Genomic DNA, 16,097 nt, shown 5'->3' on the forward strand with positions numbered 1-16,097 from the left:
TGAAACGTGGACGCTCTCGCCGGCAATGCTGCCTTCTGGGTCCTGCTGATCCTGCTCCTGGTGGTGCTGTACATCCTGCCCAGCCTGATCGGCCTCGTCCGTGGCGTCGAATACTTCTGGCTGCTGGTCGTGGTGAACCTCATCGGTGGAACGACGTGCATCGGCTGGCCGGCCGCGTTGATCGGCGCCTTCATGCTCCCCACGAAGTCGGATCGCCCGCCCAACTACTTTTATCTGTAGGTTCAGGGTTGAGCCCCTGGCGCCCCACCACTAATACCCCATCTGACCTGGGCTTTCTCGGCCTGGCTGGAGCCTGTGCGAGCAGAAAACCTCGTGTGGTTGCTCGATGGCTGCTTGCGGGCACGGATCGGGCACGCGCGTGGCCCATCGGGCCTGCCTGAATGGCGAATGTGCCTGTCCCCGCGTCGGGCGACGCCGTATGCGATGTGATCGTCGTAGGCGCGGGACCCGCAGGCCTCGCCGCCGGCGTGTACGCGGCCTCTGACGGCCTGACAACCGTCGTGCTCGATGCCGTAGCTGCGGGCGGTCAGGCGGGCACCTCGTCCCGCATAGACAACTATCTCGGCTTTCCCACGGGCGTCTCGGGCGCCGAGCTCGCCGAGCGTGCCGTCATCCAGGCAGGCAAGTTCGGCGCCCGCCTGACGGTCCCCGCCGAGGCGAGTGGGCTGGAACCGCGGGTACGGCATCATCGTGGAGGGCGAGTGCGCCGTGAAGGCCCACGCCGTGATCATCGCGACCGGCGCCCGCTATCGGAAGCTTGACGTTCCCCATCTGGAGAAATTCGAAGGATCTGGCGTCTACTACGCGGCGACACCGTTCGAGTGCGGGCACCCGGCAACTGCCGCTGCCGGGAGACCGGCCGGCTCTCCTCGACCTCGCACCTCATGATCGCCAATCCGTTCCGTGGCGGGGGCATCGGGAGGCTCTTCTCCACCCACCCACCGATCGCCGACCGGATCGCACGGTTGGAGGCCATGGCCGGTTACCGCCGCTGATCTGGCTGTGCTCGGGGGCAGCGGGTAATTCCTCGGTGGCGGAGGGGCGAGGGCAAGGTCAGCGACAGCGAGCGCGCGCTGGACTCCCACGTCGAAGGGGTGGCGTCGGGCCGTCCTGTGACACTCTGGTGCAGGTGAGAGCAGCGTGGGAGCGTCGCGGACGGCGGATACTTTCCTTGCGGCGGGTTTTGATGTGCGTCCTGCTCGGTGCCGCGTCCGGCGGAGGCGTCGCGCTCATCGGCGCCCCTGAACTATTCTTCTTCGTCACCTGGGATGTGGCTGTTTCCCTCGTCCTGGCGTGGGCGTGGCAGATCAGCTGGTCGCAGGACCACGAGGGGACCAAGCGCATCGCCGAAGAGGAAGGCGGGACGCACACCACCGACACGGGCATCCTGATCGCCGCGGTGGCCAGTCTCGCGGCCGTCGTGACCGCCCTCCTCCGCTCGGGCAGCGATCAGGACCCGGTTGCCGTGATCGCGGTGATCTTGAGCTTGGTGACCGTGGCCTTGTCCTGGGCTTTGACGAACACCGTTTTCGCCCTCAAGTACGCACGCTTGTACTACGTCGAGGTTGACGGAGGCATCGACTTCCGGCAGGAGCAGCCGCCGAGCTATAGCGACTTCGCCTACACGGCGTTCACCGTGGGGATGGCTTACGGAGTATCGGACAATGTGCTGGCCAGCACCCGCATCCGGAAGGTCGCCTTCGGGCACGCCCTGCTTTCCTATCTTTTCGGCACCGTCGTTATCGCGGTGTCCGTCGGTCTCATCGCCGGTCTGGGACAGCGATGAGACTGTGTCGATGCCTGACGATCTCGAACAGGTCCGCCTGGAGCGTCGAGACGGTACTGGACGGGGCTGATCAACCAGTATCAGCAAAACGGTCTCGCATACGCCCAGGTCAATCCACGAGTCGCAATTCCTGCATCCCGCAGATTTAACGGACACTGGGCATGCTATAGGCCTCCGAGGGGGTGGCACGGGGCACGGAGATGGTCATGAGACGAAGAACTCGCGTTGTGGTCGTGGGGGCGGGTTTCGCCGGGCTGGCCGCGGCGCGAACGCTGGCCAAGGCAGGTGTGCTGGTCACGCTGATCGACCACAACCCGTACTCGACCTTCCAACCCCTGCTCTACCAGGTGGCTACGGCCGGGATGAGCATGTCCGACGTGTCATACTCCATCAGGACCTACGCCGCCAAGTGGCCGAACGTGCGCGCCCGTCGGGGTGCGCTAAGCACGGTGCTGCCCGAGAAGCGGCGCGTGGAGTTGGATGACGGAAGCGCGCTGGACTACGACTTTCTCGTGCTGGCCACCGGTGTGACCACCAACTGGTACAACGTGCCGGGCGCGCCGGAGAACGCACAGCCGCTCTATTCGCTCAACGACGCGGCAGCGTTGCGGCGGCGGCTCCAGCACTGTCTGGAGGACGTGGTGGCGGGCCGGCGCGACAGCGTCCACGTCGTGGTGGTGGGCGGGGGCTCGACCGGGGTCGAGATCGCCGGGACGCTGGCCGAGTTGCGGCGGCGCACGCTGCCGCTGACGCATCCCGAGATTCGTCCCGACCAGACGAGCGTGACGCTGGTGGAGCGCTTCGACTTCGTGCTGGCGCCGTACAAGCCGCGGCTGCGAAATGCGGCGGCGGCCGCGCTGCGCAAGCGAGGGGTGCGGCTGCGGCTGGGCGCCACAGTAGCGTCGGTAGAACCGGATTCGGTGGGGATCGTCGACGGGGCGCACGTGCCGAGCGACGTGACCGTATGGGCGCTCGGCGTGACTGCGCCCGCCTACGTGGCGGAATGGGGGCTGCCACAGACCAAGGGCGGCAGGATCAGGGTTACCGAGGCTTTGAGCGTGCCGAAGCATCCCGAGATCTTCGTGGCCGGCGACCTGGCCGGGCCGCCCAAGCCGCTGCCGCAGCTCGCTCAGCCGGCGATCCAGATGGGGGAGCACGTGGGCAAGCAGATCCTGGCGGCGGCTCAGGGACTGCCGCTGCGGCCGTTCTCGTACCGGGATCCGGGGATCATGGCGACCGTGGGCCGGGCCGAGGCCGTGTTGCAGCTGTCGAACGGATTGACCATGCGTGGGTGGCCGGCGTGGCTGATATGGATCTTCATCCATGTGGCGTACCTGCTGGGCGGGCGCAACCGGATCACCGTGCTGGTCAACTTCTTCTGGCGGTACGCCGGGCCGCGCCACGCCGCCACCAGCGTCAGCCAGTGAGCGCCGCCGACAGGGCGGCCAGGTCACCAGCTTGGAGACCGTCGCGCCACAGCCGAAGCCGGGCCGGGCGGGCTCGCGAGGGCCACAGCCCTGGCCGTCCCGTCACCCTCTGCCACTGTTGTTGCCTCCGTCCCGCGGGCTGGGCATCGGCATGCTCGTCCCGGCGGCCACGCGCACTGCCGACGACCTGCCCGGTCTGGGCTTGACCGTGATGGGAACCGTGGACCGACTGGTGGCGCCGGGATCATCACGGTTGGATGCGGGATGGCGGCACGGTAAGACAGCAACGAGGTTCCCGGTTGGGCATCAGATCTTGGTCGACTGCTGGCGTACCAAGGCCTCTCATCCGCCCACCGTCCTTCGTGCACCTGCCGCGACCCACCGTTTACCGGGATGGACGCTGAGAGGGTCTTATGCCGATCAGCGACGTCGGTGCTCGATCCACCGCCGTGTCCTCGAAAGGCATGGTGAGGGCAAAATGCTGCTCGGGAACGGAGCGCCCGCTGCCCGACACGGGCAGCCTCACGATAAAAGGTAAAAGACGGCCCGGAAGCCGCCAGGCGGGGCACCACGTCTGGGGGTGCGGTGATGGCATTTTCCGCCGCGAGGCGATGGCTGGACCGGTGGGGTGACCGAGCCCCCGGCTCGGGTCGATGGCGGCGGCGTGGGCTACGCCGCTGGGTGTGGCGTGAGAGGCAGTTGCTGATGCCGACGGTGACGGTCACCGTCGGCTGCCTGGTGGCTTGGTGGATCTCCACCGAACTGATCGGCTCACCTCAGCCGGTGCTCGCTCCCACCGGCGTGTTGCTGTCGGTGACGGCGACCGCCTACAGCACCGTGGTCCAGGCCATCCAGCAGACCATCGCGGTGCTGGTCGGACTGGCGGCTGCAATTGGCTTCGTGCAGGTGTTCGGCACCAACGCCGCCACGATGGCCGTCCTGGTCGCGGTCGCGCTGGTGGTCAGCAGAACCGTCGGCATACCGTGGCAGAACACACAGGCGCCTATCACCGCCCTACTCGTGTTCGCCCTGGGCCGCGAGTACGGCATGGCGCGGCTGCTCGACATTGTCATCGGCGCGCTCGTCGGAGCCACGCTCATACTGATGATCCCGCCCCGTCACGTGGGCCGGGCCGCTAAGGACATGGCCGACCTGGCCGATGATCTCGCCGACCTTTGCTCCGACCTGGCGGAAGGCGTCAGGCAACCCTGGACCGCGCACCAGGCGCAGAAATGGCTGGCCCGCGCCAGACGCATGTCCGTCAGGCTGCGTTCGGCCCACGAGAGCGCCGAACGAGCCACTGAGTCCCTGCGTTTCACCCTACGTCGGGCGCGAACCCGCCAGCGCTTGCGCCGCATCATGCAGGCTGTCCTATGTCTGGAGCACGCCTGCCTTCGACTGCGCGGCGTCGCCCGTGCCCTCGCCGACCTGGCTGCCGGGGTTCGCGGCCTGCCAGGACAGCGCGAGACCGGCAGTTTTCCCCAGGTATTCGCCGACCTGCTGGATGCGATCGGGAAGGCCTACGCCTGTTTCGAGCAACTGCTGGTCGCCCCTGGCAGCGGCAAGGACCTGGTCCACCTGCGCGCCACCGTAGCGGAAGGCGAGCGCCTCGAACGCGCTGCCCGCGAGCAGATGGCAGAGATCGATCCGCATTCACCCCTCTGGACGTTGTACGGCGCGCTGCTCGACGACTGCGTCCAACTGCGACATGAGGTCGATCCCGACGACGGGCCACATCGCGAGGCCATCCCCCCACACGCCCGTGAACAAGCGGCCCGGCTCACGTCACGTCGGCGATACTAACCTTCCGCCGTCCAGAGGTTCACCGGGGTGTTGTCGGCCTGTACGCTGCAGCGCTCGACCTGAGTGATGGATCAAGCGTGACAGCTTGGCACGCGCAACACGGTCTCGTGCGACAGGTGGTGGCGCTGATCCACGAACTGCCGACCAGCACCAGATCGGCGCCTGCGGCGTGCCGCGCCGTCATCCCGGCAGGTCCCTGCTCGCGGTAGCGGTCGGCCCACCGTTTCGCTGTGGTGGGTGAGACTTGGAAGCGTTCTGCCGCGCGGCGGAGTGGCCATTGATCGTCGACGACGCACTGTGCCAGGCGCAGGCGGCCGGTCTCGGTCAGGGGTGCGTTGCGGTGGACCATGGGGGGCTTTCTGCTCGGAGGATGACGATGGCCGGGTGCACGAGTGATGTCTCGTGCACCCGGCCGTTTTGTGGGCGCCGTCAAGTGCTGAGGTTCGGTAGCGGGTTGTGAAACGTGGGTGGGCTCGCGCGGAACGCGTGCGCTATTCGCGGGTCGCCAGCTCTCTCAGGCGGGGCTCGCCGATCATGCTGAGCAAGTCGGTGTGGTGTGGGGTCCACTCCAGTTCCTGGCGGGTGCGTGGCGCGCCTATTGCCACCTCGGCGCTCTCGCACGCGCAGAGTCACCAGGCGACGGCTCCCTTGTCGTCGAAGAAGCCGCCTCGGGGGCCGTCGGCGGGCAGGGTGGCGAGGCGAAGGGCGATCGCGGCGCCCTGCTCGGGTGTTCGTGCCCCGGCGAATCCGGTGAAGTCGGTTGCGACGTACCCGGGGCATGCCACGTTCACGATGATGTTCGTGTCAGCGAATCGGCGGGCGTACTGTGCTGTGACGCTGTTGAGCATCGACTTGGAGGGTGAGTAGGCGGCCATGACCGGGCCGGTCTGCAGCGTCAGCGAGCCCATGTTGCTGGACATGTTGACGATCCGGGGCGAGGCGGCACGGCTGAGCAGCGGGAGCATCGCGTTCGTCACCCGTACAACCCCGAACACGTTCGTTTCCAGGACCGTCTGCAGGACGTCGAGGTCGAGGGTCGTGGGGTCCTGCGCCCCGTCCTCGAACCGGCCGGAGATTCCTGCGTTGTTGACGAGGACGTCGAGTCGCCCGGCTTCCTTCTCGATGCTCGCCGCCGCTGCGGCGACACTGTCGTCGGAGGTGACATCGAGGGCGACTCCGAACGTATCTATTCCTGCGGCACGCAACCGCTCCACGGCCTCCTCGCGTCGGGCGTCGTCACGCGCCCCCACAGCGACGGTGATGCCAAGGGTTCCGAGACCCTGAGCGATGGCGAAGCCGATTCCCTTGTTCGCACCGGTGACCAGCGCTGTCTTGGTGTTGTTCACGCTGCCCATGCTCGGCGCGCGGCGTCCGTTTCATCCAATATCGATCAAGTACGTTGTGATACCTGGCGGGTATCACGAGGTGGATAGGGTATGTGCATGGACGACCTGGAGACCCGTGAGCTGCGGTACTTCGTTGCGGTCGCCGAGGAGTTGCACTTCGGGCGCGCGGCCCAGCGGCTCGGGATCGCGCAGCCACCGCTGTCGCGCGCCATCCGGCAGCTGGAACGTCGGCTCAGCGTCCAGCTTCTGGACCGGGACCGACGCGGGGTGGCCCTCACCGGCGCCGGCGGTGTGTTGCTGCGCGAAGCCCGGGTGTCCCTCGATGCGGTCGCGGCTGCCGCGCGCCGGACCCGGCGGGCAGCGGATCTCCAGCGGCCGCTGGTACTGGTGACGAAATCCGGCGCATCACACGAGCTACTGCAACGGCTCCTCGCCTCGTCGGCAGCCGACACCGATACGGCGCCGGTCGAAGTCGTCCCGTGCGAGGTCGGTGAGCAGGCACGGTTCCTGCGTAGCGGGCGCGCGGATGTGGCCCTCATGCACCGGCCGGTCGACGACCTGGCCGGGTTCGATACCGAAGACCTCTGCACCGAAGGCCAAGTCGCCCTCCTCCCATCGGGACACCCGCTCGCCGCACGGCCCCAGCTCACCCTCGCAGACGTCGGCAACGTGCCGGACCTTCCCATCGCCCGATGGCCCCGGCTCGACGGCTCCTACCCCGACGGCCCCGGGCCAGAGGTGCACACCCAGTCACAGCTCGCTCAGCTCGTCGCGCTCGGCAAGACCCTGCTCGTCATCCCTGCCTCCAGCCGCGCCTGGCAGTGGCCCGACCATGTCGCGGTGCCCGTCGTCGACGCCCCGGACATCACGACCGTGCTCGCATGGCCAGCTGGCCACCACTCATCGGCCCTCGCCGCACTGGCCCGAGCCGCGGCCGGGCTTCGCACCACTCCACCAGCTGCGCCCACGCGCTGAACGCCGACCCGCTCGCCTGATGCGACTGTTCGCCATCGCCGAGAAGCTGTCATGCGGACGGCGCCACCGCCCTCGCCCGCAAGCGCCTCGGCGAGGCGGAAGCCCAACTGATGACCGACCTCGACGAGACGGAAGGGCGCCAACTGCGCAGCCTGCTCGAACGGGTCGCCCAGACGGCCCGACGCGAGGCGATCACACCCGACGACGTCTGTTAATCGGGCGATTAGGGCACCCTGGGCCGCCACCTTGTGGGTCTCGGACATCGACGCCGATACCGGTGCGCCACACCTATTTGACCAGCGCTCGGGCACGCCTCTGGTCGGCGCCGTGCCCGCCAGCGGGCGACCGAAAATAGCACCTCCTCGCCACCCGACTCTGCGGATGTAAACAGGGGACCAACCAGAGCTATATCGTCACCAACCTCTGTGGACAGAACACCTAGGCCTCGTGGTGTCCCGCGCCGGCGCGACACCACGGCCGTACTGAGCGGGTCAGCCCATTTCCTCCAGCTTGCGGCCTTGGTCTCCCTGATCCATCTGGCGACGAAGATGAACGACAGCAGCGCCATGACGGCGTACCGGCGTAGGTGAGCGGAAGATTCCACTCCGCGAGCGCCGGGAACGAGACCGAGATCAGCCAGCTGGCGAGCCACTGGGCCGCGGCGGCGACGCCCAGGGCTGCGGCGCGGATGCGGTTGGGGAACATCTCACCGAGCAGCACCCCCCCCCCCCACGACAGTGCGAAGAACAGCACGAACGCGTTGGCGGCGACGAGCGCGATCAGCTGTGGGGGCCGAGAACCTCATCCGCCCTGTGTGAGCTGCAGTGATGCGGATCTGTTCGTGGACGAGGGCGTCCGCGGATGGTCCGGCATGATGGGCGGTCATGTGTCTTGCTGCCGGGAGGTCCTCGACTGGACCGTGGTGTGGAATCAGGTGCATCTGCAGCCTGTCCTGGCCGAGTACGAAGATCATTACAATCGGTACAGGCCGCATCGGACGCTCGATCAAGCCAGTCCGCTGACCAAGCTCCCCGAGCCCGCAAACCTAGATCAACTCAAGGTCCGGCGGCGAAACCGTCGGCGGCATCATTCACGAGTACTCCCAGGTCCCATGACGTGGACGAGGTTCTCGGCACGGACAGGAAGAACAGGGGGCGTGTCCGGCTGGGTGGCGGAGGACAGTCTGATATATCTGGGGTGGCCAACGATCATGTCATGTGGTGTCCCCCCGAGATTTCGCTTGGGGGAGGTATGCCGGACGAGGCCGACGCGTGTAGCTCCCGGCCGCCTGCATCCAGTTCTCCGCCCGCGCATTTCGCCTATCGAGCCGACGGCCGCTTGTTGCGGCTGCTGTCGAATGCCGAGCACGCGATTCTCTACGTCGTGTGTGCTGTTCTCCTTTCCGTTGCTGTGATCATCATGGTTCAGCTTGGTGTCACCATCGTGCGGATCTACGGCTCCTGGCTGGACATCATCATCGTCTCCATCGAGGAGCTCTTGCTCGTCCTCATCGTGCTGGAGATATTCGTCACGGTGCTCACCCACCTTCGAGGTGGCCATCTGCTGCTCGAACCCTTCATCATCGTGGGCATCATCGTGGTCATCCGGCATATCTTGTCGGTGGTGGTCAAGCTCACCGTCGTGCAGACACCGCATGGGGAACGTGAAGAGCTCGTGGAGCTCGGCGCATACGCCGGGGCCGCATTTCTGCTCACGGCCGCCCTCGCCCTGTCCCGATGGTCCCGGAAGTGGCCCAGCGAGATGCCGGGACCGCCGTCGGAAGGCCGGTCGGTCTGAAAGCGGGGGTCAGTCTGCAGGCCTGCACGGCGGCTGGAGCATCCGGCCTGCCCTCGCCGATCTGAAGGAGGCCGCCCCGCCCGACGCAGCCGCGCGATTCCAAAATCGGCGGAGATGGTCGTCGGGATGCTCTCGCCGCCCGGTATGACGAGGAACCTCGCGCAGAAGCTGGCGCGCGACCTGCCAGGGCGACTGAGGGCGCGCTTTCCTGGCTTCACATGGCGGGTCGAACGCCGAACAGCAGTTCGGCGATGCCGCCGACGGCCATGGCCGCCGCGCCGATGAAGAACCCGACGGCCACCAGGGTGATGTTGCCGCCGTGGATGAACTGGCCGAACAGCGCCGGCCCGGTGATGCCGCCGATCGCCGTGCCAACCGCGAAGAACAGGGCGATCGCCAGAGCCCGCGTCTCCATCGGGAAGACCTCGCTCACGGTGAGGTAGGCAGAGCTCGCCCCCGCGGAGGCCACGAAGAAGGTCAGCGCAATCAAGATCATGAACGAGTTGGTGGTCAGTGTTTCGTTCATGAGCAGAACGGCGAGCAGCGCGATCAGGATGGCCGAGCCCAGATAGGTGCCGGCGATCATGGGAATCCTCCCGACGGTGTCGAACCAGCGCCCCAGGATCAGAGGCCCGAGGAAGTTGCCGGCCGCGAAGATGGCCATGAAGTACGGGATGGCCCCGGATGCCACACCGAAGAAGCCGTGCAGCAATGTGCCCAGATCGAAGGTGACAGCGTTGTAGAGGAATGCCTGGCCGACGAAGAGGGCCACTCCCAGGATCACCCGGCGCGGGTAGCGTTCCAGAGCGACCCTGGCGATCTCGCGGAAGGGGATGGCCTTGCGCTGCCTGACAGTGATCGCGGTCCGAGGAGCAGGAAGGTCTCTGCCGGCCTCCGCGCGAACCTCCGCCTCAATCCGGTCGACGATCCGCTCGGCTTCGTCGGCGTGGCCGTGGATGAACAGCCAGCGCGGGCGACGATGTCGGCCGACGAGCTCCCCTGGTGGGGCTCATGCCGCTGCGGCTCATCCGTGCTTTCCGCAGGCGGAAACCTGAACGCCTAAGGCAGCACGGAAGCCAGATCCTTCGGCATGCTGGACTTCACGTCTTCCCATTCACCATCGGTGATGTGCCTGCGGAGCGCCTGCAGCACTGTCTTGACCAGCGTTTCCGTACCTCCCTGATAGTCGAAGGCGATCTCGCCGCGGACACGGTCGAGGAACTCCTCGCGGTCGGCCTTCACCGGGACGACGCTCGGGCGCCAGCCATCGAAGTAGACGCCGCGAATCAGCAACGGCAACTGGGCGGCGAGGTGAGCGCTCTCCTCCACCGTCAACCGGTCGCGCAGAGCGTGAAGAACGACGCGCAAGGCGGTGTAGGACTGTTTCCGGCGTTCGGCCGGCCATCCGTGAGCCTCCTCGATCTCTCGCAGAACGCGGTTCGTCTTGTCCACCGTCCGGTTGAACGGCGCATAGCCGGTCTCCGCCATGTCATCAACCCCTTCCGTCTCTCTTGCGGGGAACCAGCAGCCGGAGCGAACAAGGAGGCCTCATCGGCGGACACCACATCGAGACTCTCCTGGCTACTCCTAGGCCACATCCCCCAGCCATGCAGTCATCCGGACGGCTCGGATCGGGATGCGCCGGGGCCGGGGCGCCGCGGCATGAAAAATCTCCACGGGCATGAGATTCACCGGTCGCCGTCCGGAGAACAGTTCGAAGAGGGACGCGAGATGCGAGGACGCGAACGGGAATGGCGTTCCGTCGATGGCCTGCTTCGCACGGTCGAAGGAGGCGGAGGTGGGACCCTGCTGGTGGACGGTGAACCGGGGGTCGGCAAGACCCGGTTGCTCGCCGAAGCCGCCGCCGCCGCATCCGAGCGCGGCATCAGCGTGGCCCGGGCCGGCCCAGAAGAACTGGGCGAACTGGTCCCGTGCGGTGTGCTGTTCGATGCTCTGGATCTGCGTCCCGAGCCGGACGCCGGCCATGACGATCCTTCCGCCCGCCTCCACTCGCGGGCGCGGACACTGGAACGCCTGAGGGCGGGCTTCGAGAAACGGGCCGCGGCACCGGCGCTGACCGTGCTTGACGATCTGCACCGGGTGGACCCGGCGACACTCATGGCGCTGCGTGCCCTCCACCACCTGCTCGCCTCCCGGCCGATCGGCTGGCTGCTGAGCCGCTCGACCGCCGTGGACAAGGGCCAGGCCGCTTCCCTGTTCGACCTTCTGGAGCGAAACGGGGCCGAACGGGTGAAACTTCCTGCGCTCTCCCCGGACGCGGTCATCGCGCTGATGACGGACGCGCTGGGGGTGCCACCCGATCCGACGATGCTGGCCCTGGCGGGGGCCGCCGGAGGCAATCCTCTGCTGATCACCGAACTGCTCGCCGGCCTCCGCGACGAAGGCATCCTACGCGTCTCAGGAAACCGTACCGCCCTGCCGTACGCGCACGTCCCCAATCGGTCTCGGATAGTCGTGCGGCGTTGGATCGACACCCTGAGCAGAGATACGAGAAACCTGATCGAGACGGTCGCCGTGCTCGACCGGTCGGTCTCGCCGCAGCAGGCCGCATCGTTGCTCGGCACCACACCGGCCGCGCTGCTCCCATTGGTGGAGGAATCCATGGCGGCGGGCATCCTGTTGGTCACCCCGCACGGTTTCGCTTTCCGCCACGAGCTGGTCAGGTGTGTCGTAGCCACCCAGGTCCCTCAACCAATACGGCACGCGCTGCTGAACCAGATCGGCACTCTCGCCTGCCCCGAACCTGCGAGCCGGTCACCGGCCGCTCCCCGCCCCAGCCACACCATCACTGGCATCGACACGGCAATCGCCGCAGGGCGCCTACATGAGGCCGAGCAGACGGTCCGGGGGCACCTCACCGATCACGACTCGGCACACGGCGAGGCCAAACTGCGCTGCGCGCTCTCGGACATCATGTACCTGACCGGCAGGATCGGCGAAGCCATCCGAGAGGCTGAGACGGCGCTGGCCGTACCAGACCTTCCCGGCCACGTGCGCGACCGGGCGATCCTGGCACGGCTGTACGCCATGACCGGCTTGGGGGACGACGACGTGTCCGCGCGGACACACGCGCACGAGGTCATCGAAGAAGGTTCTCGACACGGTGCGGCAGCCACGGTCGCCGCCCTGATCGCGCTCGCGGCGACCGAGTGGAATGAGGGTCAGTTTTCCGACGCGTTGACGCTCGCCGAGGATGCCCGGCGACTGGCCGGCACCAACGAGCCGGCAGTGCACCGCTACGAGTCCCGCCTCGTCTCCGCCGCGATGCTCATCGACGTTCACCGGCTCGACGAAGCGCGGGCGATCCTCCAGGAGGCGCGCAAGGACATGTCCGACCACGGCCATCTGGCCTGGGCCGCGGACGCCTCCGCCCTGCAGGCCCGAGCCGAGCTGGTCGCGGGCCGTTTCGACGACGCCGTCACCGAAGCGGAGAGAGCTTTGGATCTCGCCACCGCCCTGAACACGCCCCTGTCCGCCGCGGTGGCCAGCTCCGTACTCGCCACCGTCGCGCTTCGCCGCGGCGACCTGCAAGCGGCGACACGGCATGTCGCGGACGTGCCTGGGGGTTCCCTCGACGGCCGTACGCGGCTCGCTCTGCTGACAGCGCAGGTCACGGAGGCGCGCGATGGCCCGCTGGGCGCGATGACTCTGCTCGCGGGCCTTCCGGACCCGCTCGGGCGGCAAGGCTTGATGCTCGCCATGGAATGCACAGTGAGCGCGTGGATGGTCCGCATCGCCCTTGCCGCGGACGACCGGCCGGCAGCCGTGGCCGTCATCGCCGCCGCGGAAGCCCTCAGCCGGGCCAACCCGGGGTTCCCCGCGCTGGTCGCCTCCGCCGCGCATGCCCGGGGCCTCCTCGACGGCGATTGCGATGCCCTCGCCCAAGCCGCCGAGCAGACAGAAGACGTATGGGCGGAGGCCTCCGCCACCGAGGACCTCGGCGTGGCGCTCTTCGCGGCCGGACGCCGGGAGGACGCGATCGGCAGCCTGGATCGCGCGCTCGCGATCTACGACGACACCGGATCCGCCAGAGACTCGGCGCGCGTCCGCCAGAGGCTGCGCGGCATGGGCGTGCGCCGCCAGCACTGGAGCTACACCGAACGGCCGGTGTTCGGCTGGGACAGCCTCACCGAGACCGAGCACAACGTCTCGTTGCTCGTCGCCGACGGATGGACCAACCGCCAGGTCGCCGATCAGATGTTCCTCAGCGTGCACACGGTCGCGTTCCATCTGCGGCACGTCTACCGCAAGCTGCACATCAACTCCCGTGTCGAGCTCGCGCGCCTTGCGGTGGCCCAGGGAAGGATCGATCCCGAACCTCCGCCCGGCTTGATCCCGGGCTGAGCGGCACGCGCAGGTGCGGCGGCCATGCCGCCGACCGGCCGGGATGGCTGGTCACAGGACTACACGTCTGGGGGATGTGGCGGCGAAGCGCCCGGAGAAGAATGGAAATGGAAAGTGTGTACCGGATTCCTAAGACGGCCGAGACGGCTGAGGAGGAGTCATGTCTGTCGCGCGGTCGGGTCCCATCACAGCGAACCGAGTGCCGATAGCCAGCTATGGGACGTACGAGGAGGCGCAGAAAGCCGTCGACTACCTGTCCGACCATGAGTTCCCCGTGAAGGGAACGCTGATCGTGGGGGCGGGGCTGCATTCGGTGGAGCAGGTGCTCGCGCGCATGACCTACCTGCGTGCGACCGGGATGGGCGCCGCGGCCGGAGCCTGGTTCGGGCTGTTCATCGGCCTGTTCCTGGGGATCTTCTTGCCCAACATCGCATCCATGGCCGCCGTGGTGCTGTGGGGGTTGGTGTGGGGCGCGGTCGCTGGAGCGATCTACGGCCTGATCTCGCACGCGTTGCAGGGCGGTCGGCGGGACTTCGTCTCGCAGAGCAGCCTGATGGCCGACAAATACGAGGTTCTCGTCGAGTCCGAACACGTGGCGAGGGCCCAAGAACTGCTCGGGAAGATGAGCGGCTAGGCCGCCAAGGGGGAGTGAGCAATGGCGAAAGCAGTCGGTATCGATCTCGGCACGACGAACTCGGTGATCGCCGCCACGGAGGACGGCCATCCCACGGTGCTGCCCAACGCGGAAGGCTCCCGGACGACGCCGTCGGTGGTGGCCTTCACCGACCAGGGCGAGCGGCTGGTGGGCCAGCTCGCGCGCCGCCAGGCCATACTCAAGCCGAAGGGGACGGTCTACTCCGCCAAGCGTTTCATCGGCCGGCGCTACGACGAGGTCGAAAGCGAGCTGCACGCCGTCTCCTTCGACGTGGTGCAAGGGCCGCAGGGAGCTGTCCGCTTCCAGGTCGGCGACAAGCAGTACGCGCCGGAGGAGGTCTCGGCCCTCGTACTGAGGAAGCTCACCGCCGACGCGGCCAAGTATCTGGGCGAGAAGGTGACCGAGGCGGTCATCACCGTGCCCGCGTACTTCAACGACGCCCAGCGCCAGGCGACCAAGGACGCGGGCCGCATCGCGGGGCTGGAGGTCCTGAGGATCATCAACGAGCCGACGGCCGCCGCACTGGCCTACGGGCTGGACAAGAAGTCGAATGAGACGGTGCTTGTCTTCGACCTGGGCGGCGGCACCTTCGACGTCAGCATCCTCGACATCGGCGAGGGGGTCATCGAGGTCCGATCCTCCTCCGGTGACGGGCATCTCGGCGGGGACGACTTCGACCGGCGGGTCGTCGACCACCTGGCCGACGAGTTCCAGCGGCAGCAGGGCATCGACCTGCGCAGCGACCCGCAGGCGTTGCAGCGGCTGTTCGAGGCGGCGGAGAAGGCCAAGACCGAGCTGTCGGAGGTGACGCAGACCACGGTCAGCCTGCCGTTCGTCACGGCGGACGCCACGGGGCCGAAGCACCTCAACACCACGCTCATGCGCTCCACTTTCGAGCAGATCACCGCCGACCTGGTCGAACGCTGTGTACATCCGGTCAATCAGGCGATGGAGGACGCCAAGGTCCGGTCCGCGGACATCGACGAGGTGATCCTCGTCGGCGGGTCGACCCGGATCCCCGCCGTCCAGAGCCTCGTGCGCAGGCTCACCGACGGCAAGGACCCCAACATGACGGTGAACCCGGATGAGGTGGTCGCCATCGGCGCGGCAGCCCAGGCGGGCATTATCAAGGGCGATGTCGAAGACGTCGTGCTGCTCGACGTCACGCCGCTCTCGCTGGGCGTCGAGACCCTCGGCGGGCTCATGACCAAGGTCATCGAGCGCAACACGACGATCCCGGCCCGGCGTAGTGAGACGTTCAGCACGGCCGAGGACAACCAGAGCGCCGTCGACATCGTCATCCTGCAGGGAGAGCGGGAGCGCGCGGCCGACAATCGGGTGCTCGGGCGCTTCCGGCTGGAGAACATCCGGCCCGCGCCGCGAGGGGTGCCGCAGGTCGAGGTCACCTTCGACATCGACGCCAACGGCATTCTCAACGTCTCCGCCCGCGACAAGGACACCGGCGCCGAGCAGCGCATCACCATCAGCGAGAGCTCCAACCTGGACAAGTCGGAGATCGAGCGGATGGTCGCGGACGCCGAGCGGCACCGGACCGAGGACGTCAGACTCCGGGAGACCGTCGACGCGCGCAACGAGCTGGACTCGGTCGCCTACCAGGTGGAGCGCCGGTTGGAGGAGCTCGGCGAGGCGGTTGCCGTGCATGAGAAGGCGCGGGCCGAGCAACTGGTGGCGGACGCCCGGCAGGCGATCAAGGAAGAGGCGCCGATCGACCGGCTGCGCACGCTCAGCGGCGAACTCCAGCAGGTCTACCACGGTCTCGGCGCCGCGGCCGGCGCCTCCGGCCGGCCGGAGGAGACGCCCGGCGTACCACCGCAGGACAGGAGGGAAAGCACCCCGGGCGGCGACGACGATGTGATCGACGCCGAGTTCACCACGTCCGAGCCCGAATGACGTGAAATGAC

The 16,097-nt window shown here is 67.6% G+C and carries 15 protein-coding genes and 1 pseudogene; 11 read left to right on the forward strand and 5 right to left on the reverse strand.

Features of this window, described 5'->3' with window-relative positions; all coding sequences use genetic code 11:
• Positions 1–6: 6 nt before the first annotated feature.
• From MBA17_RS33200 to MBA17_RS33225, 6 genes are all read left to right on the forward strand, one after another.
• Positions 7–240 carry a superinfection immunity protein gene (locus MBA17_RS33200; RefSeq protein WP_238501034.1) on the forward strand — a complete coding sequence of 78 codons (234 nt, stop codon included), beginning with the start codon at positions 7–9 and terminating at the stop codon, positions 238–240.
• Between the two features lie 206 nt (positions 241–446).
• The gene (locus MBA17_RS33205) at positions 447–782 is read left to right on the forward strand and encodes an NAD(P)-binding protein (protein ID WP_238501036.1); all 336 of its coding nucleotides are present in this window, start codon (positions 447–449) and stop codon (positions 780–782) included.
• A gap of 60 nt (positions 783–842) precedes the next feature.
• Complete coding sequence (locus tag MBA17_RS33210) at positions 843–1,016, forward strand: M48 family metallopeptidase (RefSeq protein WP_238501038.1); 174 nt, start codon at positions 843–845, stop codon at positions 1,014–1,016.
• Between the two features lie 191 nt (positions 1,017–1,207).
• Positions 1,208–1,807 (forward strand): DUF1345 domain-containing protein, encoded by a 600-nt coding sequence (locus tag MBA17_RS33215; protein WP_238501039.1) that lies wholly within the window; start codon positions 1,208–1,210, stop codon positions 1,805–1,807.
• A 206-nt stretch (positions 1,808–2,013) separates the two neighbouring features.
• A complete protein-coding gene (locus tag MBA17_RS33220) occupies positions 2,014–3,234 on the forward strand; it encodes an NAD(P)/FAD-dependent oxidoreductase (protein ID WP_238501040.1) in 1,221 nt (406 codons plus the stop codon).
• A 705-nt stretch (positions 3,235–3,939) separates the two neighbouring features.
• Positions 3,940–5,037, forward strand: coding sequence for an FUSC family protein (locus MBA17_RS33225; protein ID WP_238501044.1), 1,098 nt, complete (start codon positions 3,940–3,942; stop codon positions 5,035–5,037).
• A gap of 172 nt (positions 5,038–5,209) precedes the next feature.
• On the opposite strand, the pseudogene MBA17_RS33230 reads toward MBA17_RS33225, so the two are convergent.
• Positions 5,210–5,386: pseudogene (locus tag MBA17_RS33230) on the reverse strand (helix-turn-helix domain-containing protein); the annotation flags it as partial.
• Positions 5,387–5,666: 280 nt separating this feature from the next.
• A complete protein-coding gene (locus tag MBA17_RS33235) occupies positions 5,667–6,392 on the reverse strand; it encodes an SDR family oxidoreductase (protein WP_238501045.1) in 726 nt (241 codons plus the stop codon).
• 87 nt (positions 6,393–6,479) lie between these two features.
• On the opposite strand from MBA17_RS33235, the gene MBA17_RS33240 reads away from it, so the two are divergent.
• Complete coding sequence (locus tag MBA17_RS33240) at positions 6,480–7,358, forward strand: LysR family transcriptional regulator (RefSeq protein ID WP_238501051.1); 879 nt, start codon at positions 6,480–6,482, stop codon at positions 7,356–7,358.
• Between the two features lie 438 nt (positions 7,359–7,796).
• On the opposite strand, the gene MBA17_RS33245 is transcribed toward MBA17_RS33240, so the two are convergent.
• Entirely contained in the window at positions 7,797–8,111 is a 315-nt protein-coding gene (locus tag MBA17_RS33245) for an MFS transporter (protein WP_455432904.1), read from the reverse strand.
• Between the two features lie 498 nt (positions 8,112–8,609).
• Here MBA17_RS33245 and MBA17_RS33250 point away from each other — a divergent pair, with 498 nt between their 5' ends.
• Positions 8,610–9,155 carry a phosphate-starvation-inducible PsiE family protein gene (locus MBA17_RS33250; protein WP_238501052.1) on the forward strand — a complete coding sequence of 182 codons (546 nt, stop codon included), beginning with the start codon at positions 8,610–8,612 and terminating at the stop codon, positions 9,153–9,155.
• A gap of 214 nt (positions 9,156–9,369) precedes the next feature.
• On the opposite strand, the gene MBA17_RS33255 is transcribed toward MBA17_RS33250, so the two are convergent.
• Positions 9,370–10,119: an MFS transporter gene (locus tag MBA17_RS33255; RefSeq protein WP_274386344.1), complete on the reverse strand. Its 750-nt coding sequence runs from the start codon at positions 10,117–10,119 to the stop codon at positions 9,370–9,372.
• Between the two features lie 95 nt (positions 10,120–10,214).
• Positions 10,215–10,643, reverse strand: coding sequence for a DUF2267 domain-containing protein (locus MBA17_RS33260; RefSeq protein ID WP_238501053.1), 429 nt, complete (start codon positions 10,641–10,643; stop codon positions 10,215–10,217).
• Positions 10,644–10,886: 243 nt separating this feature from the next.
• Here MBA17_RS33260 and MBA17_RS33265 point away from each other — a divergent pair, with 243 nt between their 5' ends.
• From MBA17_RS33265 to dnaK, 3 genes are all read left to right on the forward strand, one after another.
• On the forward strand, positions 10,887–13,520 hold the full coding sequence (locus MBA17_RS33265; RefSeq protein WP_238501055.1) for an AAA family ATPase: 2,634 nt from the start codon (positions 10,887–10,889) through the stop codon (positions 13,518–13,520).
• 160 nt (positions 13,521–13,680) lie between these two features.
• Positions 13,681–14,154 (forward strand): YflT domain-containing protein, encoded by a 474-nt coding sequence (locus tag MBA17_RS33270; protein WP_238501057.1) that lies wholly within the window; start codon positions 13,681–13,683, stop codon positions 14,152–14,154.
• Positions 14,155–14,175: 21 nt separating this feature from the next.
• On the forward strand, positions 14,176–16,086 hold the full coding sequence (dnaK, locus tag MBA17_RS33275; protein WP_238501068.1) for a molecular chaperone DnaK: 1,911 nt from the start codon (positions 14,176–14,178) through the stop codon (positions 16,084–16,086).
• Positions 16,087–16,097 lie beyond the last annotated feature (11 nt).

This window comes from Dolomitihabitans soli (genome assembly GCF_022213955.1).
GTDB classification, from domain to species: Bacteria; Actinomycetota; Actinomycetes; order Streptosporangiales; family Streptosporangiaceae; genus Streptosporangium_A; species Streptosporangium_A soli.